Genomic DNA, 17,658 nt, shown 5'->3' with positions numbered 1-17,658 from the left:
AAAATCAAGGATGCGTTCCCCGGGAAAGCGCGATGAACCAATCTTTATGCCAAGCACGTAATGAGGTGCGCGACACCCTTTTCGAGGGTTCCTGGAGCGCCAGGACAGTGCACCACACCGTTCCGGCGCGTTTTTAGTGCGGGGCCGTGACAATCCGCGCATTTTTTTGGGGAAGCGACGTGTATATTCGCGACACAATCAGTTCACATTTCGCCGATCCACGCCAGGTCCCATGAAGATCCTTCGTCACTTAGCGGCAGCGGCCGTGCTGCTGAACGGCGCAACCGTCCAGGCGGCCACGCCCTCATTTACGCCATCATCCGCGCCTTCATCCACTTCACTGCCCGCGCCCGCCCAATTGGCGCCCCTCGCCTTTCCCGGCTGGAGCGCGACGGGGCCGGGCCGCGTGCAGACGGTGCAGATCCCGTTCGGCACGGCCGAACACGATGGATGGCGTACCGGCCAGGTGCGCGTGCTGGTCGAGCCGAAGCTGGTGCTGCGCGTCGATGCCGGACACCTGGTGCTGGTCGCCGGGCTGGTGCCGGCAGGCGACGACGGCCGCGCCAGGGCGGGCCAGGCCACCCCGATGGCGCTGGCCGCCTACCAGTTCGAGAAACAGGGGAGCACCTGGCATGTGAGCCTGAGCCAGGGCATCTTCGCCTGGCGCGGCTTCGGCGGCAACGCCACGCTGCACGCGGTGGCGCTGGGCGGCCAGCGCCAGGGGCTGGGCGTCGAATACGGCAGTTGCTGGGATGGTTACTGCGGCACCTGGCTGGCGCTGTACGAGCAGGACAAGGACGGCATGCACCGCGAGCCGGCGGTGGAACTGGCGCTGTCCGGCGCCAACACGGGCAGCGCCGCCGACTGCCCGCGCCGGCTGCAGCCGCTGGCCGGGGCCCAGCCAGCGGCGCTGCGGACGCATGCGGCCATGCCGGCACGGGACGACGCCGACGCCCACGACTGCTACGCGATCGACGGCAGCTGGACGGTGGATGCGGCGCACGACCAGCCGGGCGACCTGGTCATCCATTACCAGGGCGCCATCAACCGCGGCGAATCGCGGTCCGCGCCGCCGCTGGCCGTCGACCAGCGCCAGGTGCTGCGCTACGGCGGCGGCAAGTACCGCGCCGTGTCGGGCTTCAATCCGGTGCCGTCGCTCTGACGGCACCGGACGACGCATCACGACTTCGGCGGCTTCACGGGCGTGAAGTTCAGGTCCTGGAAGTCGTAGCTGAAGTCGGTCTCGGTGGAGATCGGCTGCATCTTCATGCGCTCGATGCTGCCGTCCGGGTTCAGCGCGAAGGTCACGTAGGCGTCCGCGTTGAAGTTGCGCTCCTTCCAGCGCACGATGAAGGTGTCGTGCTGGAAGTGCTCCAGTTCCCCCGTCAGGTCCGGCGTGCGCGAAAACGCCAGCACCTGTTTGTTCCCCACGTGCTTGATGGTGGCGCTGCCGTACCACGGATCCTGGTACTCGCCGTCGTAGCTGGCGCGCGGCAGCGATGGTTGCGACTTCGCGGCCCGGGATGCGCTGGCCTTGGCCAGGCGCGCCTGTTCCTTGGCGTGCGCCTCGTCCTCGACGGCCTTGACGGTACCGATCCAGTCCGTCTTCGCCTGCGGCTCCAGCATGCGTTCGAGCAGCTGCCACTGCAGCGCATTGAGCGAGCCGCCGCTTTCGGCATTGGTCAGGATCGCGATGCCCAGCTTCGCTTCCGGCACCAGCACGACCTTCGAATAGAAGCCCTGCAGCGCGCCGCTGTGCATCGCCAGCAGGCGGCCCTGGTAGTCGCGCAGCTGGAAACCGAGCCCGTAGGCGAGGAAGTTCGGACGCGTGGCGGCCAGCTTCGGATCCGGCTCGCTGATGCGCATCGGCGTCTGCGCGGTCCACATCTCGCGCGCCTGCCTGGCGCTGAACAGACGACGCTCCTTGCCGTCCGGTCCCGTGCCCAGGCTGCCCTGCGCGAGCAGCACGTTCATCCAGCGCGCGATGTCCTCGGCATTGGTATTGATGCCGACGGCGCCGACGGCGTTCGGGACCGGCATCGCCTTGACGGCGGCGATCTTGCCGCCGATCTTGCTGTGCGCGTTCGCCACGTCCGGATTGCCGGCGTTGTCCGCCAGGCTGGTCGTCGTCGTGTTCATGCCCACGGGCGCCAGGATGCGCTCGCGGATCGTCTCGCCCCAGGTCTTGCCGGACTTGGCGGCGATGATCTTGCCGGCCACGATGTACAGCAGGTTGTCGTAGGCATAGCTGCTGCGGAAGCTCGTCGCCGGCGGAATGAAGCGCAGCTTGTGGATGATCTCGTCGGTCGAGAACTGCGTGGTCGGCCACCACAGCAGGTCGCCGGCACCCAGGCCCAGGCCGCTGCGGTGGGTCAGCAGGTCGCGCACCGTCATCTCGTGGGTCACGTAGGCGTCGTACATCTGGAAGTCGGGCAGGTGCTTGGTGACCGGGTCGTCCCAGGCCAGCTTGCCTTCGTCGACCAGCATCGCCAGCGCGGCGGCGGTGAACGCCTTCGAATTCGAGGCCACCTCGAACAGCGTCTTGCCGTCGACCTTGTCCGGCGCGCCCAGCTTGCGCACGCCGAAGCCCTGGGTCGCCACGACCTTGCCGTCCTTGACGATGGCGATCGCGATGCCGGGCACGTCGAACAGTGTCATCGTCCGCTGGACGTCGCCGGCGAGCCAGGCCTGCACGGCCGGATCGGCGGCGGCGGCTGTTGCGGAAGCGGTGACAGAAGCGGCGGCGGGGGCGGTCTGGGCCAGGGCGATGCTGGAGAAAGCGAGCAGGACGGCTGCTGCGATGCGGTTCATGGAGAGCACTCTTGGGTTCCTCGGTATGGCGGCGCCGCATCCATCGACAGATCGATACGGCGCCCGATGTCAGGGCGGCACGGCAAGCCGTGGGCGCCAGCAGGATAGCATTTCATCCGGCAGACGTCACCGCGTGTCATCGCTCCCCCGCCGCGCCACCTTCTGCTATGATCCGCGCCTTGCTCTTTCCGCCCGCCCCCGATGGACGCCTTCCTCATCTCCACCGGCATCGTCGCCCTCGCCGAAATCGGCGACAAGACCCAGCTGCTCGCCTTCCTGCTCGCCGCGCGCTTTCGCCGCCCGCTGCCCATCGTGCTCGGCATCTTCGTCGCCACGATCGCCAACCACGCTTTCGCTGCCGCCGCGGGCACCCTGGTGGCGCGCCTGCTCGGCCCGGACGCGATGCGCTGGGTGCTGGGCATCGCCTTCCTGGCGATGGCCGCCTGGATCATGGTGCCCGACACCATCGACGAGGACGACGAACCGGCCCCCGCGCGCCTGGGCGTGTTCGCGACCACGGTGCTCGCGTTCTTCTTCGCCGAGATGGGCGACAAGACCCAGGTCGCGACCGTCGCGCTAGCCGCGCGCTATGCCTCGCTGCCGCTGGTCGTCGCCGGCACCACGTTCGGCATGATGCTCGCGAACGTACCGGCCGTGCTGTTCGGCGACCGCATCGCCGGCCGCGTGCCGCTGCAGCTCGTGCACGGTTGCGCGGCCCTCATCTTCGTCGCGCTGGGCGTGGCCACGCTGCTGGGCGCGGGAAGCAACCTGGGCTTCTAGGGAGACTGGTCGACCCACACGGGCGCCGACCACAGGATGCGGCCGTCGTCCTGCGTCACCTTCGCGTAGTAGAAATGCGGGCCCGGCGCCGGCGCCAGCTGCACGTCGGCCCCGCCGGGCAGCGTCGCGACCTCGCCGCCCCGGCCCGGCACGCCCTCGACGATCTCCACCGCGGCCGCCGTCCTCCCCGGTGCCCCGGCGAAGCGCACCAGCAGGCGCAAGGGACCGCTGTTGGCGAAGCGCTCGCCCATCAGGTGGCCATTGGCGGTCAGCACGAGTTGCGCATCCTTGTCCATCGTGGCGAACACGCGGCGCGCGCGCAGCGCCTCGACGAAGCTGTCGCGCGTGAGCGGCACGCCGTTCGGTATCAGCACGGCGGTGCGGTTGGCGGCCGACGCGCCCCAGTTGGCGCAGTGGTTGTCCTGGTTGCTGCTGAAGGCAACGTGGTAGCCCGCTTCGAGCAGCTTGTTGCAGGCCTGTTCGAAATTGCTGCGGCGCGTCTCGCCCTCGTTTTCGCTGGTCGAGAATGCGGAGCTGTTCATCACCTCGCACAAGGCCATCGCGGCGTCTCCTTCCGGCGTGTAGGCCAGCGCCTGGCCGCCGACGGCGAACTGCCCGGTGAGCGCCGGATGGTTGAACTGGCCGATCCAGCCGCGCCGCTGCATCAGGGAATACAGGGCGCCATAGTCGCCGCGCGCCGTCTCCACGTCCGCCAGCAGGTCTCCCTTGCCGGTTTTTTCCCAGCCCAGCAGCGCGTCGCCGTTGAAGATATTCAGGTGGCCGCCGTTGCCGATCACGCCCCACTCCAGTCCGTACAGCGCGAGGAAATCCTTGTGCGCGGCGTTGAAGGCGCGCGCGCTGTCCAGGCCTGCGCGGTACAGCGCTTTCGCCGCCAGCGGATCGGCGTCCGTCCTGGTGCCGCTCGAACCGTCGTACATGTGGTTGTGTTCCGAGACCATCAGGATGTCCAGGCCGTGCCGCCAGGCATAGGGCCAGGCCGCATCCGGGCCGAAGGGCGCGCTCTGCGGCTCCTGGGCGCCGTGGCAGTCGTCGACGGGCGCGCCGCCGTCGCTGTGGCTGGTCTGGCTGTGCAGGTTGCCGTAGTAGACGGTATAGGGCAAGCCGTCAGGCGCCGGTGCCGCAGGCAAGGTGTCGTGCAACGGCGTGCGCCGCGTCGGCAGGCCGGCAAAGGGTGGCATGGACGGCGCCGCGATCGTGCCCACGGCGATATCCCAGGCCTGTTCCACCTCCTCGCCGGCGACCCGGGCATGCAGGCGCACGCGGTAGATGCCGGCGGCGGGGCGCGCGCCGCCCACCAGTCCCTGCCAGCGCACCGCCACGCTGGCCGGCCGGCCGCCTGCCAGCGCTTGCCGCCCCTGCCACTGTCCGACGCGGCGCCCCTTCGGCGCCAGCAGTTCCAGGCGCCAGGCGACCTCGCCGCCGGCCAGGCCGGGATAGTCGAACGCGAGGGTGAACGTGCGCGCGTCGGGCTGGCCACGGCCGTCGCCGCGGTAGGGTGCGTGCAGCGTGGCATCGAGCTCGCGGTGCTCGTGCTGCGCCGCCACGACCGGCACGGCAGCAATTGCGGACTGTACGTTGATCGAGCCGGCCGCGGCCAGCGCCAGGGGGAGGAGGAAGGATAAGGTTTTCATGATGCAATTTTTGCAATTGCATCGATTCCCGCCTTGATCCCAAGATCATATTCTTGTCATTATTTTATTATCTTATTGACAAAGATAAAGTGATACTGGGTAAAACCTAAAAATGGTATTCGGCCCCCGGCACGTCGCCTACGCGCACGTCCCACATGAGGGTCGGCCCCGCCACCAGCATGCGCTTGCGCGAGTTGTAGCCGACGTCGTTCTTGGTGTTCCAGTCGAAGCCCAGCACAAGTCCCACACCCTTGACCTTGCCGAAGCGGATCGGCTCGCCGCGCAGCGCGCCGATGTCGACGGTGTGGCGGTAGACCACGTACGCTTCCTGCGCCCCTTCGCGCCCGTTCAGGGAAGCCGGATCGTTGCGGTCCGACTCCAGCAGGTCGAGGTTGAAGTAACTGGTGCCGTAGCGGTAGCCGCTGGAGTGGGTCAGCGCGACGATATGCTTCTTGATGTCGGCGGGATTGAAGGGTTCGCGAAAACGGGTGCCGTAGCGCCAGCTGATGGCCGTGTCGCTCCAGTCGGCGGCGCGGGCTGCGCGCTCCGGCACCAGCACGGCGCCGAAGCCGGCCGCAGCCAGCGCGGCCGAGCAAGCCACGCTGGCCCCGGCATGTACCCGTCTCGTCATCGGTCGATCTCGGCCCGGTTCTCGTGCTCCGCGGGGAGCGCCCCGCCGTCTTCCGCCACCCGCAGTTCGACGCTGTGCGGCCTGCCGTCGTCCACCAGCACGATCGCATCGCCGTCCTGCGCGACGCCATCCACGACAAGGCCGGGCTCGCTGCTGCGCGTCACGGCGATCGTGTAAGGCGTATCGCCGTAGCGGTAGTGTAGCGTGAAGCCGGGCCAGGCGCGTGGCAATTGTGGCGCGAGGGTCAGGCGCTCGCCGCTGCGTTCGACGCCGAGCAAGGATTCGACGATCAGGCGGTACATCCAGCCGGCCGAGCCCGTGTACCAGCTCCAGCCGCCCCGCCCCACGTGCGGCGCCACGGCGTAGATGTCGGCCGTCATCACATAGGGCTCGGCCTTGTAGACGGCGCAGGCCTCCAGCGTGCCCGTATGGTTGGCCGGGTTGATCATGCGCAGCAACTCCCAGGCGCGTTCGGTATCGCGCAGGCGCGCGAACGCCATCGCCGTCCAGATCGCCGCATGCGTGTACTGGCCGCCGTTCTCGCGCACGCCCGGCACGTAGCCGCGGATATAGCCGGGATCCAGCACGCCCTTGTCGAACGGCGGATCGAGCAGCTGGATCAGGCCGGCGTCGCGCCGCACCAGGTGCGCATCCACTTCGCCCATCGCCTGGCGCGCGCGCTGCGGATCGGCGGCGCCGGACAACACGCCCCAGCTCTGCGAGATCGAGTCGATGCGGCACTCGTCGTTCTGCCGGGAGCCGAGCGGCGTGCCGTCGTCGAAGTAGGCGCGGCGGTACCAGCTGCCGTCCCAGGCGTTTTCCTCGATGTTGTGCGACAGCACCTGGGCCGCGCTGCGGCAGGTGGTGGCGAAGCCGTAGTCGGCGCGCCGTTCGGCCAGCTCGGCGAAGCGCTGCAGCACCTCGTACAGGAAGAAGCCCAGCCACACACTTTCGCCGCGGCCTTCGTTGCCCACGCGGTCCATGCCGTCGTTCCAGTCGCAGGTGCCGATCAGCGGCAGGCCGTGCGCGCCGAACGTCAGCGCGCGGCGGATCGCGCGTACGCAGTGCTCGTAGATACTGGCCTGCTCGCGCGACTGGCCCGGCAGGTCGTACCACGATTCCTCTTCCTGCTTGAGCGGACGGCCTTCGATGAAGGGCGCGACCTCGTCCAGCAGCGACGCGTCGCCCGTCACGCCGACGTAGCGGTGCACGGCCAGCGGCAGCCACAGGTAGTCGTCCGAGCAGTGCGTGCGCACGCCGCGTCCGGTGGGCGGGTGCCACCAGTGCTGCACGTCGCCCTCGGCGAACTGGTGGCCGGCGAACAGCAGGATATGGTCGCGCAGCAGTTGCGGGCGCGTGTGCACGGTGGCCATCGCATCCTGCAGCTGGTCGCGGAAGCCGTAGGCGCCGCCCGACTGGTAGTAGCCGCTGCGCGCCCACATGCGGCAGGCGATGGTCTGGTACATCAGCCAGCCGTTGGCGATGGCGTCGAGGGCCGGATCCGGCGTCTCGATGCGGATCGCGCCCAGCGTCTCCTCCCAGTACTCGCGCACCTTGGCGAAGTCCGCCGCGGCGACGCCGCCGCCGCTGTGGCGCTGGACCATGCCCGACGCGTCCAGGTTGCGGCGGCCGCCCACGCCCAGCATGAACACCAGCTCCTGCTCTTCTCCCGGCTGCAGCTCGACCACGGTCTGCAGCGCCGCGCACGGATCGAGCGCGGCGCCGCTGCGGCCGGACAGCCCCTGGCGCTCGAGCGCCGCCGGATTGGCCAGGCTGCGGTTGCGGCCGACGAATTCGGCGCGGTCGCAGGTATAGGACACGTGCTCGGCATCCAGGTGGAAGAACGCGACGCGGCCCGAGAAGTCCGTGTTGTAGGCATTGCGGGCGAACAGCGCGCCGCTGACCGGGTCCTGTTCCGTCACCACGTGCATGGCCGACTTGGCGCGCAGGTCGCCCAGCACCCATTCGACGTAGCCGGTGACGGACAGGCGGCGCGCGCTCGACCCTTCGTTGCGCAGCTTGACCGTCACGTACTTCAGCGGCGCGTCCAGTGCCACGTAGGTCAGCAGTTCGCTGCGGATGCCGTGGGCGCTGTGCTCGAAGGCGCTGTAGCCGAAGCCGTGGCGGGTCAGGTAGTCGCCGCCGGACGGCGCCGGCAGCGCGGTCGGCGACCAGAACACGCCCGTGTGCTCGTCGCGCAGGTAGAACGCTTCGCCGCCGCGGTCCGACACGGGATCGTTTTCCCAGGGCGTCAGGCGGAACTCGTGGGCGTTCTGGTTCCAGCTGTAGGCCGTGCCGCTGTCCGAGACGACGCTGCCGAACATGGGGCTGGCCAGCACGTTGACCCAGGGCGCCGGCGTGTGGCGCCCCGAACCCGTGCGGATCAGGTATTCGCGGCCGTCGGCGCTGAAACCGCCGATGCCGTTGTCGAGGATGGTCGCCGGCGCCGGCAGCGATGCGACCGTGTCGACCGGTATCCCGTCCGGCTGCTGCGGCACCAGCGCCGGCGGCAGCTGGCCTTTCTGCGCGCCGGCGCGGCGCAGCTGGTCGGCCAGGCTGCCCGCCTCGTCCGACAGCACGATGCGCGCCACCGACTGCATCAGGATCCGGTCCTCGTTCGGGATCTGCTCGAGCAGGCGCACGAACACGCCGCCCGGACGGTCGACCGATTGCGCATCCATGCCGGACGCGATCAGGCTCATGATCTGGTCGTACAGGCCCTGGCGGTAGCCGCTGGTGTTTTCCTTGCGCTCCTCGCACCAGATCACGATGTCGACGACGAGCCCCTTCAGGCGCCAGTAGGCATGCGCCTGCACCAGCTGGCGCGCCAGCTCGATGTTGGCCACGTCGCGGATCTGCAGCAGCACGATCGGGAAGTCGCCCGAGATCGCGTACGCCCACAGGCCGGACTGGCCGCGCGCATTGCGGGCGATGACGGCCGGGTCGGCGCGCAGGCCCGTGTTCGGATAGATCACGCTGCCGGCCAGGCGGCTGTACAGCTGGGCGTCGGCCTCGCTGGCGTTCAGCTGGCGCAGCACGACCTGGCTGTGGGTCCAGGCCAGCTCGAACACGCGGTCGGCCAGGTGGCGGTCCTGGTACTTCTCGACGAGGTGCAGCGCGTGCTCGCGCGTTTCCGCCGCGCCCAGCACTACGTCGAACACGGCTTCCTCGTGCGGTTCGAGCACGAACACGCGGCGGATCGCCGCCACCGGATCCAGCACGGAACCGTCCTGGCCGCCGAGCGGCGCGCGGTTCATCGCGGCCAGCGCCTGCGGCAGGGCGTTGCGGTTGCCGCGGCCGATGAAGTCGGCGCGGCTGGTCTCGAATTCCGGCGCGGCCGGCGCCTCGCCGCCCTTGCCTTCCTGGTGCGCCGTCATCAGGTTCAGCATCCAGGGCATGTGCTCGCCCTTGTGGCGCGGACGGCGCGTGCACAGGATGGCGCCGCGCTCGCGCAGGATCTCGGTCTGCACGAACAGTTTCGAAAACGCCGGGTGGGCGGCATCCGCGTTCGGCGCGGCCATCGCGACTTCGGCGTAGCTCGTCACCTCGATCGTGCGGCGCACGCCGGAACGGTTGGCGATGCGCGTGCGGCGCAGCTCGATGTCGTCCTCGGGCGACACGACGATTTCCGTATGCAGCTCGATGCCGTGGTCGCGGCGGCGGAATTCCGCGCGTCCCTCCGAGAAGCTGGCCTCGTAGTGCTCGGGCTCGGCCTGGGTCGGCTGCCAGGCCGTCGACCACAGCTGGCCGTTGTCCAGGTCGCGCACGTAGCAGAACTGGCCCCAGTCGTCGACGGTGGGATCCTCGCGCCAGCGCGTGACGGCCAGGTCGCGCCACAGGCTGTAGCCGGAACCGCTGCCCGTCACCATCACGTGGTAGCGGCCGTTGGACAGCAGCTGCGCTTCCGGATGGGCGGCGTGCGCCAGGCCCACCGTGCGGGTCGGCATCGCCGCTTCCGGCGCCGGCAGGCGCAGCGCTTCCGCCTCGGCGCTGGCCGATTCGAACGCGCCCGACTTCGGCACGCGCTCCTGCAGCAGCAGCAGCGTGGCCTGGAATTGCGGGTCGCCTTCGAAGCGGCGCTGCATCGGGCGGTCGTGCAGCAGGTAGGACAGCGCCAGGAAGCCCATGCCCTGGTGGTGCACCATGAAGGAACGGACGATCGCGAAGTCCTGGCCGCGCGGCACGCGCGCCGGCGTGTAGTCGACCGCCTCGTAGAAACCGTAGTTGCCCATGAAGCCCAGCTTGGCCATGCGCTCCAGGTTCTCGCACGCGAGCTCGGGTTCGACCATCAGGCCCATCATCGTGGCGTACGGCGCGATCACGAGGTCCTCGCCCAGGCCGCGCCTCAGGCCCGTGCCGGGCACGCCGAAGGCGCGGTACTGGTAGTTCATGGCCGCGTCGACCGTGTTGTAGCCGGACTCGGAAATCCCCCAGGGGATGTTGCGGCGGCGCCCGTAGTCGATCTGGGCGTGGATGATGCCGTGGTAGGTCTGGTCGAGCAGCGTGTCGCGGTAGGTCGGCATCACCAGCAGGGGCATCAGGTATTCGAACATCGAGCCGCTCCACGACAGCAGCAGCTGCTGGCCGCCGACGAGGCACAGCTGGCGGCCCAGCGAGAACCAGTGCTCCTGCGGGAACTGGCCCTGGGCGATGCCCACGAAGGACGCCAGGCGCGCCTCCGAGGCCAGCAGGTCGTAGGTGCTGCCGTCCAGGCGGCGCTCGCTGACGTTGTAGCCGATCGCCATCAGGTCGAGATCGTCGACATACAGGAAGCCGAAGTCCATCGCCGCGAACTCGCGCGCCTGGCGTGCCAGCAGCGCGATCTCGTCCAGGCGCGCGCGCGCGTTGGCGCTGCCCTCGGCGACCAGCTTCGCCAATTGCTGCTGCCGCGCGCGTTCATCCTCGGCCAGGTCGGCGCCCGGCGCGCGCATGGAAAACGCGGCCAGCTCGCGCAGCGTCGGGATGCGCGTCAGCGTCGAGTCGATCACGAACTGGTGCACGGCGCGCATCCACGGCGCCGTCAAGAGCAGGTCGGCGTGGGCGGCCTCGCATTGCGCGAGCAGCTTGGCGGTCCAGGCGTGGAGCGCCGGGTCGGCGTCTGCCGGCACCGCCTTGTGCGCATTGGCGGCCAGGCGCGCCAGCGCGCCCAGGCATTCGGCCAGGCCGGGCAGCGTGTCGGCGCTGCGGCAACGCTCGGGGGCGAGCTGCTGCCACAGCGCGCCGACCGCTTCCGCCAGCGCCGGCAGGGTTTCCGCCCGGGTTTCCGCCTCCTGTTCGATCACGCGCAGCGTGTCGCGGATGCCGTCCAGCGAGCGGCGCGACGCGATCGGCTGGTCGCCCAGCTGTTCCAGGCCCGCGGCCAGCGTCAGCAGGTGGCCGGCCAGGTTGCCGCTGTCGACGGCCGACACGTACATCGGCTGCAGCGGCGCCATCGTCAGCGTGTCGTACCAATTGTAGAAGTGGCCGCGGTAGCGCTCCAGGCGGCCCATGGCGCCGAGCGTGGCGCGGGTGCGCAGCAGCAGCTCGCCGGCGGCCACGTAGCCGAAGTCGTAGGCCGTGACGTTGGCCAGCAGCGCCAGGCCGATGTTCGTCGGCGACGTGCGGTGCGCCACCACCGTGGCCGGGTGCTCCTGCATATTGTCGGGCGGGAGCCAGTTTTCCTGCGCCGTCACGTGGTCCTCGAAGAACGCCCAGGTGCGGCGCGCCAGGCGCTGCAGGAAGCGGTGCTGGTCGACGCCCAGCGCGGGCTTGGCGCGCTCGACCGGCAGGCTGACCCACCATGCCACCACGGGCGACAGGAACCACAGCAGCAGCAGCGGCGCCGCGGCGAACAAGGCGAACGGATTGGCGAAGGTCAGCAGCACGGCCGTGCCGACGGCCAGCGCCGGGGCGAACCACATATTGCGCCAGTTGCTTTCCATGTCGGTGCTGGAGCGCGACAGGCTCGACGCGCGCCACTCCAGCAGGTGCCGGCGCGACACCAGCATGCGCCACGCGGTGCGCGCGATCGCGTCGACGCTGTACCAGGCCTCGTGCGGCAGGAAGGCGGTGTTCAGCACGGCGTGGCCGAGGCCGATGCGCGCGCCCTGCGTCCAGTTCAGCAGGTGCTGGCGCAGCGTGATGTCGTGGGCCTTGTCGGCCAGGCCGATCAGGCTGCCCATGAAGAAGGGCAGGAAGAACACGGACAGGATCGCCGCGCTCCAGAACGCGGGCGCCGGCAGCAGCGCCCAGCACAGCAGCAACAGGACCGTCAGCGTCGGCGCCACCAGGCTGCGGCGCAGGTTGTCGAACAGCTTCCAGCGCGCCAGCGGCGACAGCGGATTCGGCCCGCGCTTCCCGTCCGGCAGCGGAACCTTGTTGCGCAGCCAGCCCGCCAGTTGCCAGTCGCCGCGGATCCAGCGGTGGCGGCGGCTGACGTCGTCGCTGTAGCGCGGCGGATAGGCTTCCACCACCTGCGCGTCGCTGAGCAGGCCGGCGCGCACGTAGCAGCCTTCCAGCAGGTCGTGCGACAGCACGCGGTTGTCCGGCAGGCGATCGCTCAGCACCGTCTCGAACGTCTCCAGGTCGTAGATGCCCTTGCCGGTGAACGAGCCTTCGCCGAACAGGTCCTGGTAGACATCGGACACGGTGCGCGTGTACGGGTCGATGCCCGGCTCGCCGCTGCACAGGCGCTCGTAGCGCGAGGCGTTCTCCAGCGGCAGCGAGGTCGTCACGCGCGGCTGCAGCAGGCCGTAGCCGTCGACCACGCGGCTGCGCTCGGCGTTGAGCACCGGGTGGTTCAGCGGGTGCGCCATCGTGGCGACGAACTGGCGCGCGGCATCGCGCGGCAGCTGGGTGTCGGCGTCCAGCGTGATCACGTAGCGCGTCTCGGCCAGGCCCGCCGTGTCGCCTTCGACGACGGCGAAGCGGTCCGCCGCGCCGCCACGCAGGAAGGCATTGAAATCCTCCAGCTTGCCGCGCTTGCGCTCGCGGCCGATCCAGGCCTGCTCCCCTTCGCTCCAGCTGCGCGCGCGGTGCAGCAGCAGGAAGGGGCCGCCGTCTTCGCCGGCATATTGTTCGTTCAGCGCGGCGATGGCGGCGCGCGCCTGCTCGACCAGTTCGGCGTCGCCGTACATCTCCTGCTGGGGCGCGTCGGCCAGGTCGGTCAGCAGGCAGAAGCGCAGGTGCTGGTCGCGGTTGGCCAGGTAGCGCACTTCCAGCGCGTCGCACAGCGCCGCCACGTTGGCGCGGCTGTACAGCAGCGAAGGCACGACGACGACGGCGCGCGCATCGGGCGGGATGCCGTCGCTGAAGTCCATGCGCGGCAGCGGCGCCGGCATGACCAGGCGCGTGGCCAGCAGGTTCACCAGGGACAGCGCCAGCTGGCTCGCGCCGAGGACGGCCAGGATGCCGATGGCCACCATCAGCCAGTGCGGCGCGCCGTTCTGCCATGCGTGGACGACGGCGGCGGCCGTGAACAGGGCCGTGAAGGCGCCGATGCCGCCCAGGTAGGACAGCAGGGGCCAGGCGCGGCCCGTGCGGCGCAGCGAAGCGACGAAGCCGGGCCGCATGTTCAGGCGCCGCTCCAGGCTCGGGTAGCCTTTGCCCGCCAGGTAGTAGCCGACGTGGCGCAGGCGCGCATCGTGGCCCGCGTTGGCAACCTCATCGGCGCCCGCATCGCGACCATGCGCGGCAGCCAGCGCGACCGCCTCGGTCGCGACCTCGAGCTCGCTGCGCCCGCTGGCGCGGGCCAGGCGTTCGACCACGTGGCGGTAGTGGTCGCGGGTGGCGAAGTCCATGCGCCCGTAGACGCCGGCCGGGTCGCCGCGCAGCGCCTGTTCCACGGCGCTCAGGGTCTCGACGAATTCGCGCCAGTCGGTGGTGCCCAGCAGGCGCAGGCTGCCGATGCTGTTGGCCACCGAGACCTGGTCGCTGGACTGCTGGCCGATGTCGGCCTGCACCGCCTGGTCGATCGTGCGGCCCTCGTCGGCCAGGCGCGTGGCGATCCACTGCAGCGCCTGGGTCAGCGGGCCGCTGCGGCCCTGCAGGCGGCGCGTCAGCTCGGCCACGAAGCTCGATCCCATCGGCTGCACTTCGCGCGCCATGTCGGCCACCAGCAGGATCAGGTCGCCCGGCTTGTCGTCGGCCCGCTCGGCCATGCGGTCGGCCCAGCGGTTGGCCTGCTCGCGCTGGACGCGGTTGTCGGCCTGGCGCGCGGCGATGCGGCGCAGGTTCTCGATCAGCGCGAGGCGCAGCATGATCGGAATCGCCCACAGTTCGCCCAGCGCCAGCGGCGCGCCTTCCTGGTAGGCCGCGACGAATCTTGCCAGGCTTTCCGGCTCCAGCCGGCCGTCGCCGTGCGCGACCATTTCCAGCGCCAGCTGGTACACGCGCGGGCGGCCGCCCGCTTCCGCATCGGCGTCCGCCAGGCAGGGCAGTTCGCGGCTGTAGTCCTTGGGCAGGTGGCTTTGCGCGGTGCGCACCTGCTCTTCGATCAGGTAGTAGTTATCGAGCAGCCATTCGGCGGCCGGGGTCAGGCGTACGCCCGCCTCGGCGGCGCGGGTCAGGCCAGCGCAGGCATCGGCGATGACGGCGGCATTGTCGGCCAGGCGCGCCAGCAGGCGGTCGCTGCCCGGCTGGCTGCCGACCTGGTGGCGCGCCGCCAGGCGGCGGCCGTGCACCGCCATCTGGGCGGCGGAATACAGTTCGGCACGCAGCGGCGCCTCGCCGTTGGCGAGGCTGGCCGATACGGCGGAAGATCCCGCGCCGGACGCTGGGCGGGTGAAGTCTTTTTCTTGTTTCAACAGGAACCTCGATGGTGGCGTGCGCGGCGAACCGCCGGGTGGGCGCGCAAGCGGCCAGGTCGAGATGAGGCGGGGTGGGCTGGGAGGCGCACGGCTGACGCCATGCTAAGAGATCATGCTTGTGGACACCGTGCGCTAGCGTACACAGTTGGTGCGTGGATATGCACGCGATCAATATCGCCGCGTGGACGGCTTTGCCGTCCACCCTACGGTACATGCGGTGCCGGTAGGGTGGACAGCTTTGCTGTCCACGCGTCCAACCGGTACCTGCGTTATCGCATCAGAGCGAGGCCGCCGACGAGCGTAAACACCTGCGCATGCCCCAGCCGCTGCAGGCACAGCGCCGCGCGCGCGCTGCGGTTGCCGCTGCGGCAGAAGAACACCAGCGGACGTGCCGGCTGCGCCAGCAATCCGGCCGCATGCTCGGCCAGGCGCGACAGCGGCACGGCCAGCGCCGCGCGGCCCGCGGGCGTGCCCGCGCCGACGGCCGTCTCGCCCGCTTCGCGCACGTCGACCAGCAGCGCATCCGGATGGCGGCGCAGGAAGTCCTCCAGCGCATCCGGCGCCAGCTGCGCGGCAGCGTCGTCGCGGCGCACGCCCTCCTGGGCGGACGCGACGCCGAACGGCACGCCGGCCATGTCGGCCGCGTGGCACAGCAGCACATCCTTGCGCGCGATGCCGTGGAGCGCCGGCACGCCGCTGCCAGCGAATACCATGCGCACCGCATCGGCCGGCAGTTGCGCTCCCGCCGCCGCGCCCAGCAGGTACAGGGCCGCGCCCTCCCCCGCATCGACGCGCGCCAGCAATGCCGTGCCCAGCGTCAGCGCGGGCGCGCGGCCGCCGTCGCCCAGCAGCGCTTCGCCACTGGACCGCGGCCAGCCGAGCGGCCCCGGATCGGACGCGTCCTGTCCCAGCGCCGCGCGCAGCAGGCCGCGCGCATGTGCTCCATCCTGGTCGGCCCCGGTGCCCAGCACGGCGGCCACGCGCAGGTCCTGGCCGCGCAGCTGCGCCGCGATGCGGCCGGCGAGCGGCGCGGGCGGATCGATCACGATCGCCTGGCCGGCGCGGCGGTCGAACACGATCCAGCCGTGGCGCCCTTCGCTGCTGAGCTGCAGCACGCCGGGGTGACCGTCCGCATGGTCGAGGACGTGGCGGCGCAGCGCTCCGCCGCAGCGGCGGATGCGGGCGCAGGCGGCGTCGATGAAGGCGTCGTCGGACAGCGGCCCGAACGACAGGCGCACGGCGCCGGCGCTGCGCCACTCGGGCAAGCCCATCGCCGCCAGCACGTAGCTGGGCGCGGCCTTGGCCGCCGAGCAGGCGGAACCGGCCGAGACACGCAGGCCGGCCGCGTCGAACAGGTCGAGCACGTCCTTGCTGGCCAGGTCCGGCACGGCGAAGTTCAGCGTGGTGGGCAGCGCCAGGTCGAACGGGGCATTGAACACGATGCCGGGGAAGGCGTCGCGCAGCGCGGCGGCGACGCGCTCGCGCATGGCGGCCAGCTCGGCATGGCCGCGGAAGGTCGTGCCCTCTTCCAGCGCGGCCAGCACGGCGCCCATGGCGGCGATGCCGGCCATGTTCTCGGTGCCGGAACGCTGGCCGGATTCCTGGCCGCCGCCGATCATCAAGGGCGTGTAGGGAGCGCCGTCGCGCACGTAGAGGATGCCGATGCCCTTGGGCGCATGCAGCTTGTGGCCCGAGAACGGCGCGTAGTCGATGCGCGTGTTCGCCAGGTCGAGCGGCAGCTTGCCGAGCGCCTGCACGCAGTCGACCATCCAGTAGGCGCGCGGCCCGTGCTCGCGCAGCACCTGCGCGATGCCGTCGATGTCCGAGATCACGCCCGTCTCGTTGTTGGCCGCCATCGTGCAGACCATGGCGGCGCGCGGCGCCAGTTCGCGCAGCACGTCCAGGCGGTGGCGGCCGTCGCCGTCGACGGGCAGCGCCTGCAGCGTCAGGCCCGTGCCCAGCAGGCGGTTCCAGTGCGCCAGCGCTTCCGACACGGCCTTGTGCTCGGTGGCGCCGTAGACCAGCAGCTCGCCCACCGCCTCGCCGGCCGCGCGCCGCTCGCGGATCGCGCACAAGGCCGACAGCACGGCGGTCTGGATGCCTTCGGTGGCGCCGCTGGTAAACAGCACGCGGCCCGGGCCCGCGCCGAGCACGCGGCGCGCGCGCAGGCGGGTCTCGTCGAGGATCCACTTGGCGCGCAGGCCGGTCGCGTGGCTGCTGCTTGGATTGCCGTATCGCCCTTCCATCGCCTCGACCGCCGCGGCAAGCGCGGAAGGCAGGACCGGCGAAGTGGCGTTTGCGTCGAGGTAGATATCCGGGGTCATGAAATAATTGCTAAAAGTCCAAAAATAGTTGAGCCATCCGCGTGATTGTTGAGTAATATGTTACGGACTCATGCCGAATTGAACGTACTAAAGAATCTTTGGTTTTTCCACGGCAGAAGAACAAGCATTCTTAAAAATCGGGACGGAAACAATGAACTCACTCGACAAATACGATTGTGCGATTCTGGCCGCCCTGCAGGCGGACGCTACCCTGTCGATTTCCGGCTTGAGCGAGAAAGTGGGCCTGTCCAGCACCCCTTGCTGGAAGCGGGTCAAGCGCCTGGAAGAAGAAGGCTATATCGAAAGCCGGGTCAGCATCGTCAACCGCCACAAGGTCGGCCTGCCCGTCACGGTGTTCGTCAGCGTGCGCACCACGGAGCATGACGAGAAGTGGCTGGAAAAATTCGCCGCGTCCGTGATGGCCCTGCCCGAGGTCCTGGAATTCCACCGCATGAGCGGCGACGTCGACTACCTGCTGAAGGTCGTCACCACCGACATCGACGGCTACGACCGTTTCTACAAGAAGCTGATCAAGACCGCGCAGCTGTCCGGCGTCTCGTCGGCGTTCTCGATGGAGCAGATCAAGTACACCACCGCGCTGCCGCTGGAACTGATCTCGCACGGGCTGGCCGCCTGAGCCGCCATCCTGTTTGCATGCGCGCGTGATCGTGCGA

General features: G+C 69.9%; 7 protein-coding genes and 1 pseudogene. 3 read left to right on the top strand and 5 right to left on the bottom strand.

All coding sequences use genetic code 11. From position 1 onward, the window contains the following. Positions 1 to 232 precede the first annotated feature (232 nt). Positions 233 to 1,162 carry a hypothetical protein gene (locus tag QPK32_RS23270; protein ID WP_290415163.1) on the top strand — a complete coding sequence of 310 codons (930 nt, stop codon included), beginning with the start codon at positions 233 to 235 and terminating at the stop codon, positions 1,160 to 1,162. 17 nt (positions 1,163 to 1,179) lie between these two features. On the opposite strand, the gene QPK32_RS23265 is transcribed toward QPK32_RS23270, so the two are convergent. Beyond that, complete coding sequence (locus QPK32_RS23265; protein ID WP_290415162.1) at positions 1,180 to 2,811, bottom strand: serine hydrolase; 1,632 nt, start codon at positions 2,809 to 2,811, stop codon at positions 1,180 to 1,182. Positions 2,812 to 3,012: 201 nt separating this feature from the next. Here QPK32_RS23265 and QPK32_RS23260 point away from each other — a divergent pair, with 201 nt between their 5' ends. Then, a complete protein-coding gene (locus tag QPK32_RS23260; RefSeq protein WP_290415161.1) occupies positions 3,013 to 3,591 on the top strand; it encodes a TMEM165/GDT1 family protein in 579 nt (192 codons plus the stop codon). On the opposite strand, the gene QPK32_RS23255 is transcribed toward QPK32_RS23260, so the two are convergent. The 4 genes and pseudogenes from QPK32_RS23255 to QPK32_RS23240 form a co-directional block, all read right to left on the bottom strand. Beyond that, positions 3,588 to 5,243 (bottom strand): CehA/McbA family metallohydrolase, encoded by a 1,656-nt coding sequence (locus tag QPK32_RS23255; RefSeq protein WP_290415160.1) that lies wholly within the window; start codon positions 5,241 to 5,243, stop codon positions 3,588 to 3,590. The two genes, QPK32_RS23260 and QPK32_RS23255, sit on opposite strands and share 4 nt — an antisense overlap. A 145-nt stretch (positions 5,244 to 5,388) precedes the next feature. Then, positions 5,389 to 5,874, bottom strand: a pseudogene (locus QPK32_RS23250) (outer envelope protein); the annotation flags it as partial. Beyond that, the gene (locus tag QPK32_RS23245; protein WP_308632657.1) at positions 5,871 to 14,657 is read right to left on the bottom strand and encodes a GH36-type glycosyl hydrolase domain-containing protein; all 8,787 of its coding nucleotides are present in this window, start codon (positions 14,655 to 14,657) and stop codon (positions 5,871 to 5,873) included. The pseudogene QPK32_RS23250 and the gene QPK32_RS23245, both read right to left, overlap by 4 nt. Positions 14,658 to 14,929: 272 nt before the next feature. Continuing rightward, a complete protein-coding gene (locus tag QPK32_RS23240) occupies positions 14,930 to 16,984 on the bottom strand; it encodes an aminotransferase class V-fold PLP-dependent enzyme (RefSeq protein WP_290415159.1) in 2,055 nt (684 codons plus the stop codon). 151 nt (positions 16,985 to 17,135) lie between these two features. Here QPK32_RS23240 and QPK32_RS23235 point away from each other — a divergent pair, with 151 nt between their 5' ends. Next, positions 17,136 to 17,621, top strand: coding sequence for an Lrp/AsnC family transcriptional regulator (locus QPK32_RS23235; RefSeq protein ID WP_290415158.1), 486 nt, complete (start codon positions 17,136 to 17,138; stop codon positions 17,619 to 17,621). Positions 17,622 to 17,658: the final 37 nt, after the last annotated feature.

Origin of the sequence: Massilia sp. YIM B02763 (assembly GCF_030412015.1) — a bacterium.
Taxonomy (GTDB): domain Bacteria; phylum Pseudomonadota; class Gammaproteobacteria; order Burkholderiales; family Burkholderiaceae_D; genus Telluria.
The sequence above is the reverse complement of the archived record's forward strand: the minus strand, read 5'-3'. Positions and strand labels throughout refer to the sequence as shown.

Coding starts and splice junctions, on each gene's coding strand:
- QPK32_RS23270 (WP_290415163.1), top strand. CDS start 233: ATGAAGATCCTTCGTCACTTAGCGGCAGCGGCCGTGCTGCTGAACGGC.
- QPK32_RS23240 (WP_290415159.1), bottom strand. CDS start 16,984: ATGACCCCGGATATCTACCTCGACGCAAACGCCACTTCGCCGGTCCTG.
- QPK32_RS23255 (WP_290415160.1), bottom strand. CDS start 5,243: ATGAAAACCTTATCCTTCCTCCTCCCCCTGGCGCTGGCCGCGGCCGGC.
- QPK32_RS23235 (WP_290415158.1), top strand. CDS start 17,136: ATGAACTCACTCGACAAATACGATTGTGCGATTCTGGCCGCCCTGCAG.
- QPK32_RS23265 (WP_290415162.1), bottom strand. CDS start 2,811: ATGAACCGCATCGCAGCAGCCGTCCTGCTCGCTTTCTCCAGCATCGCC.
- QPK32_RS23260 (WP_290415161.1), top strand. CDS start 3,013: ATGGACGCCTTCCTCATCTCCACCGGCATCGTCGCCCTCGCCGAAATC.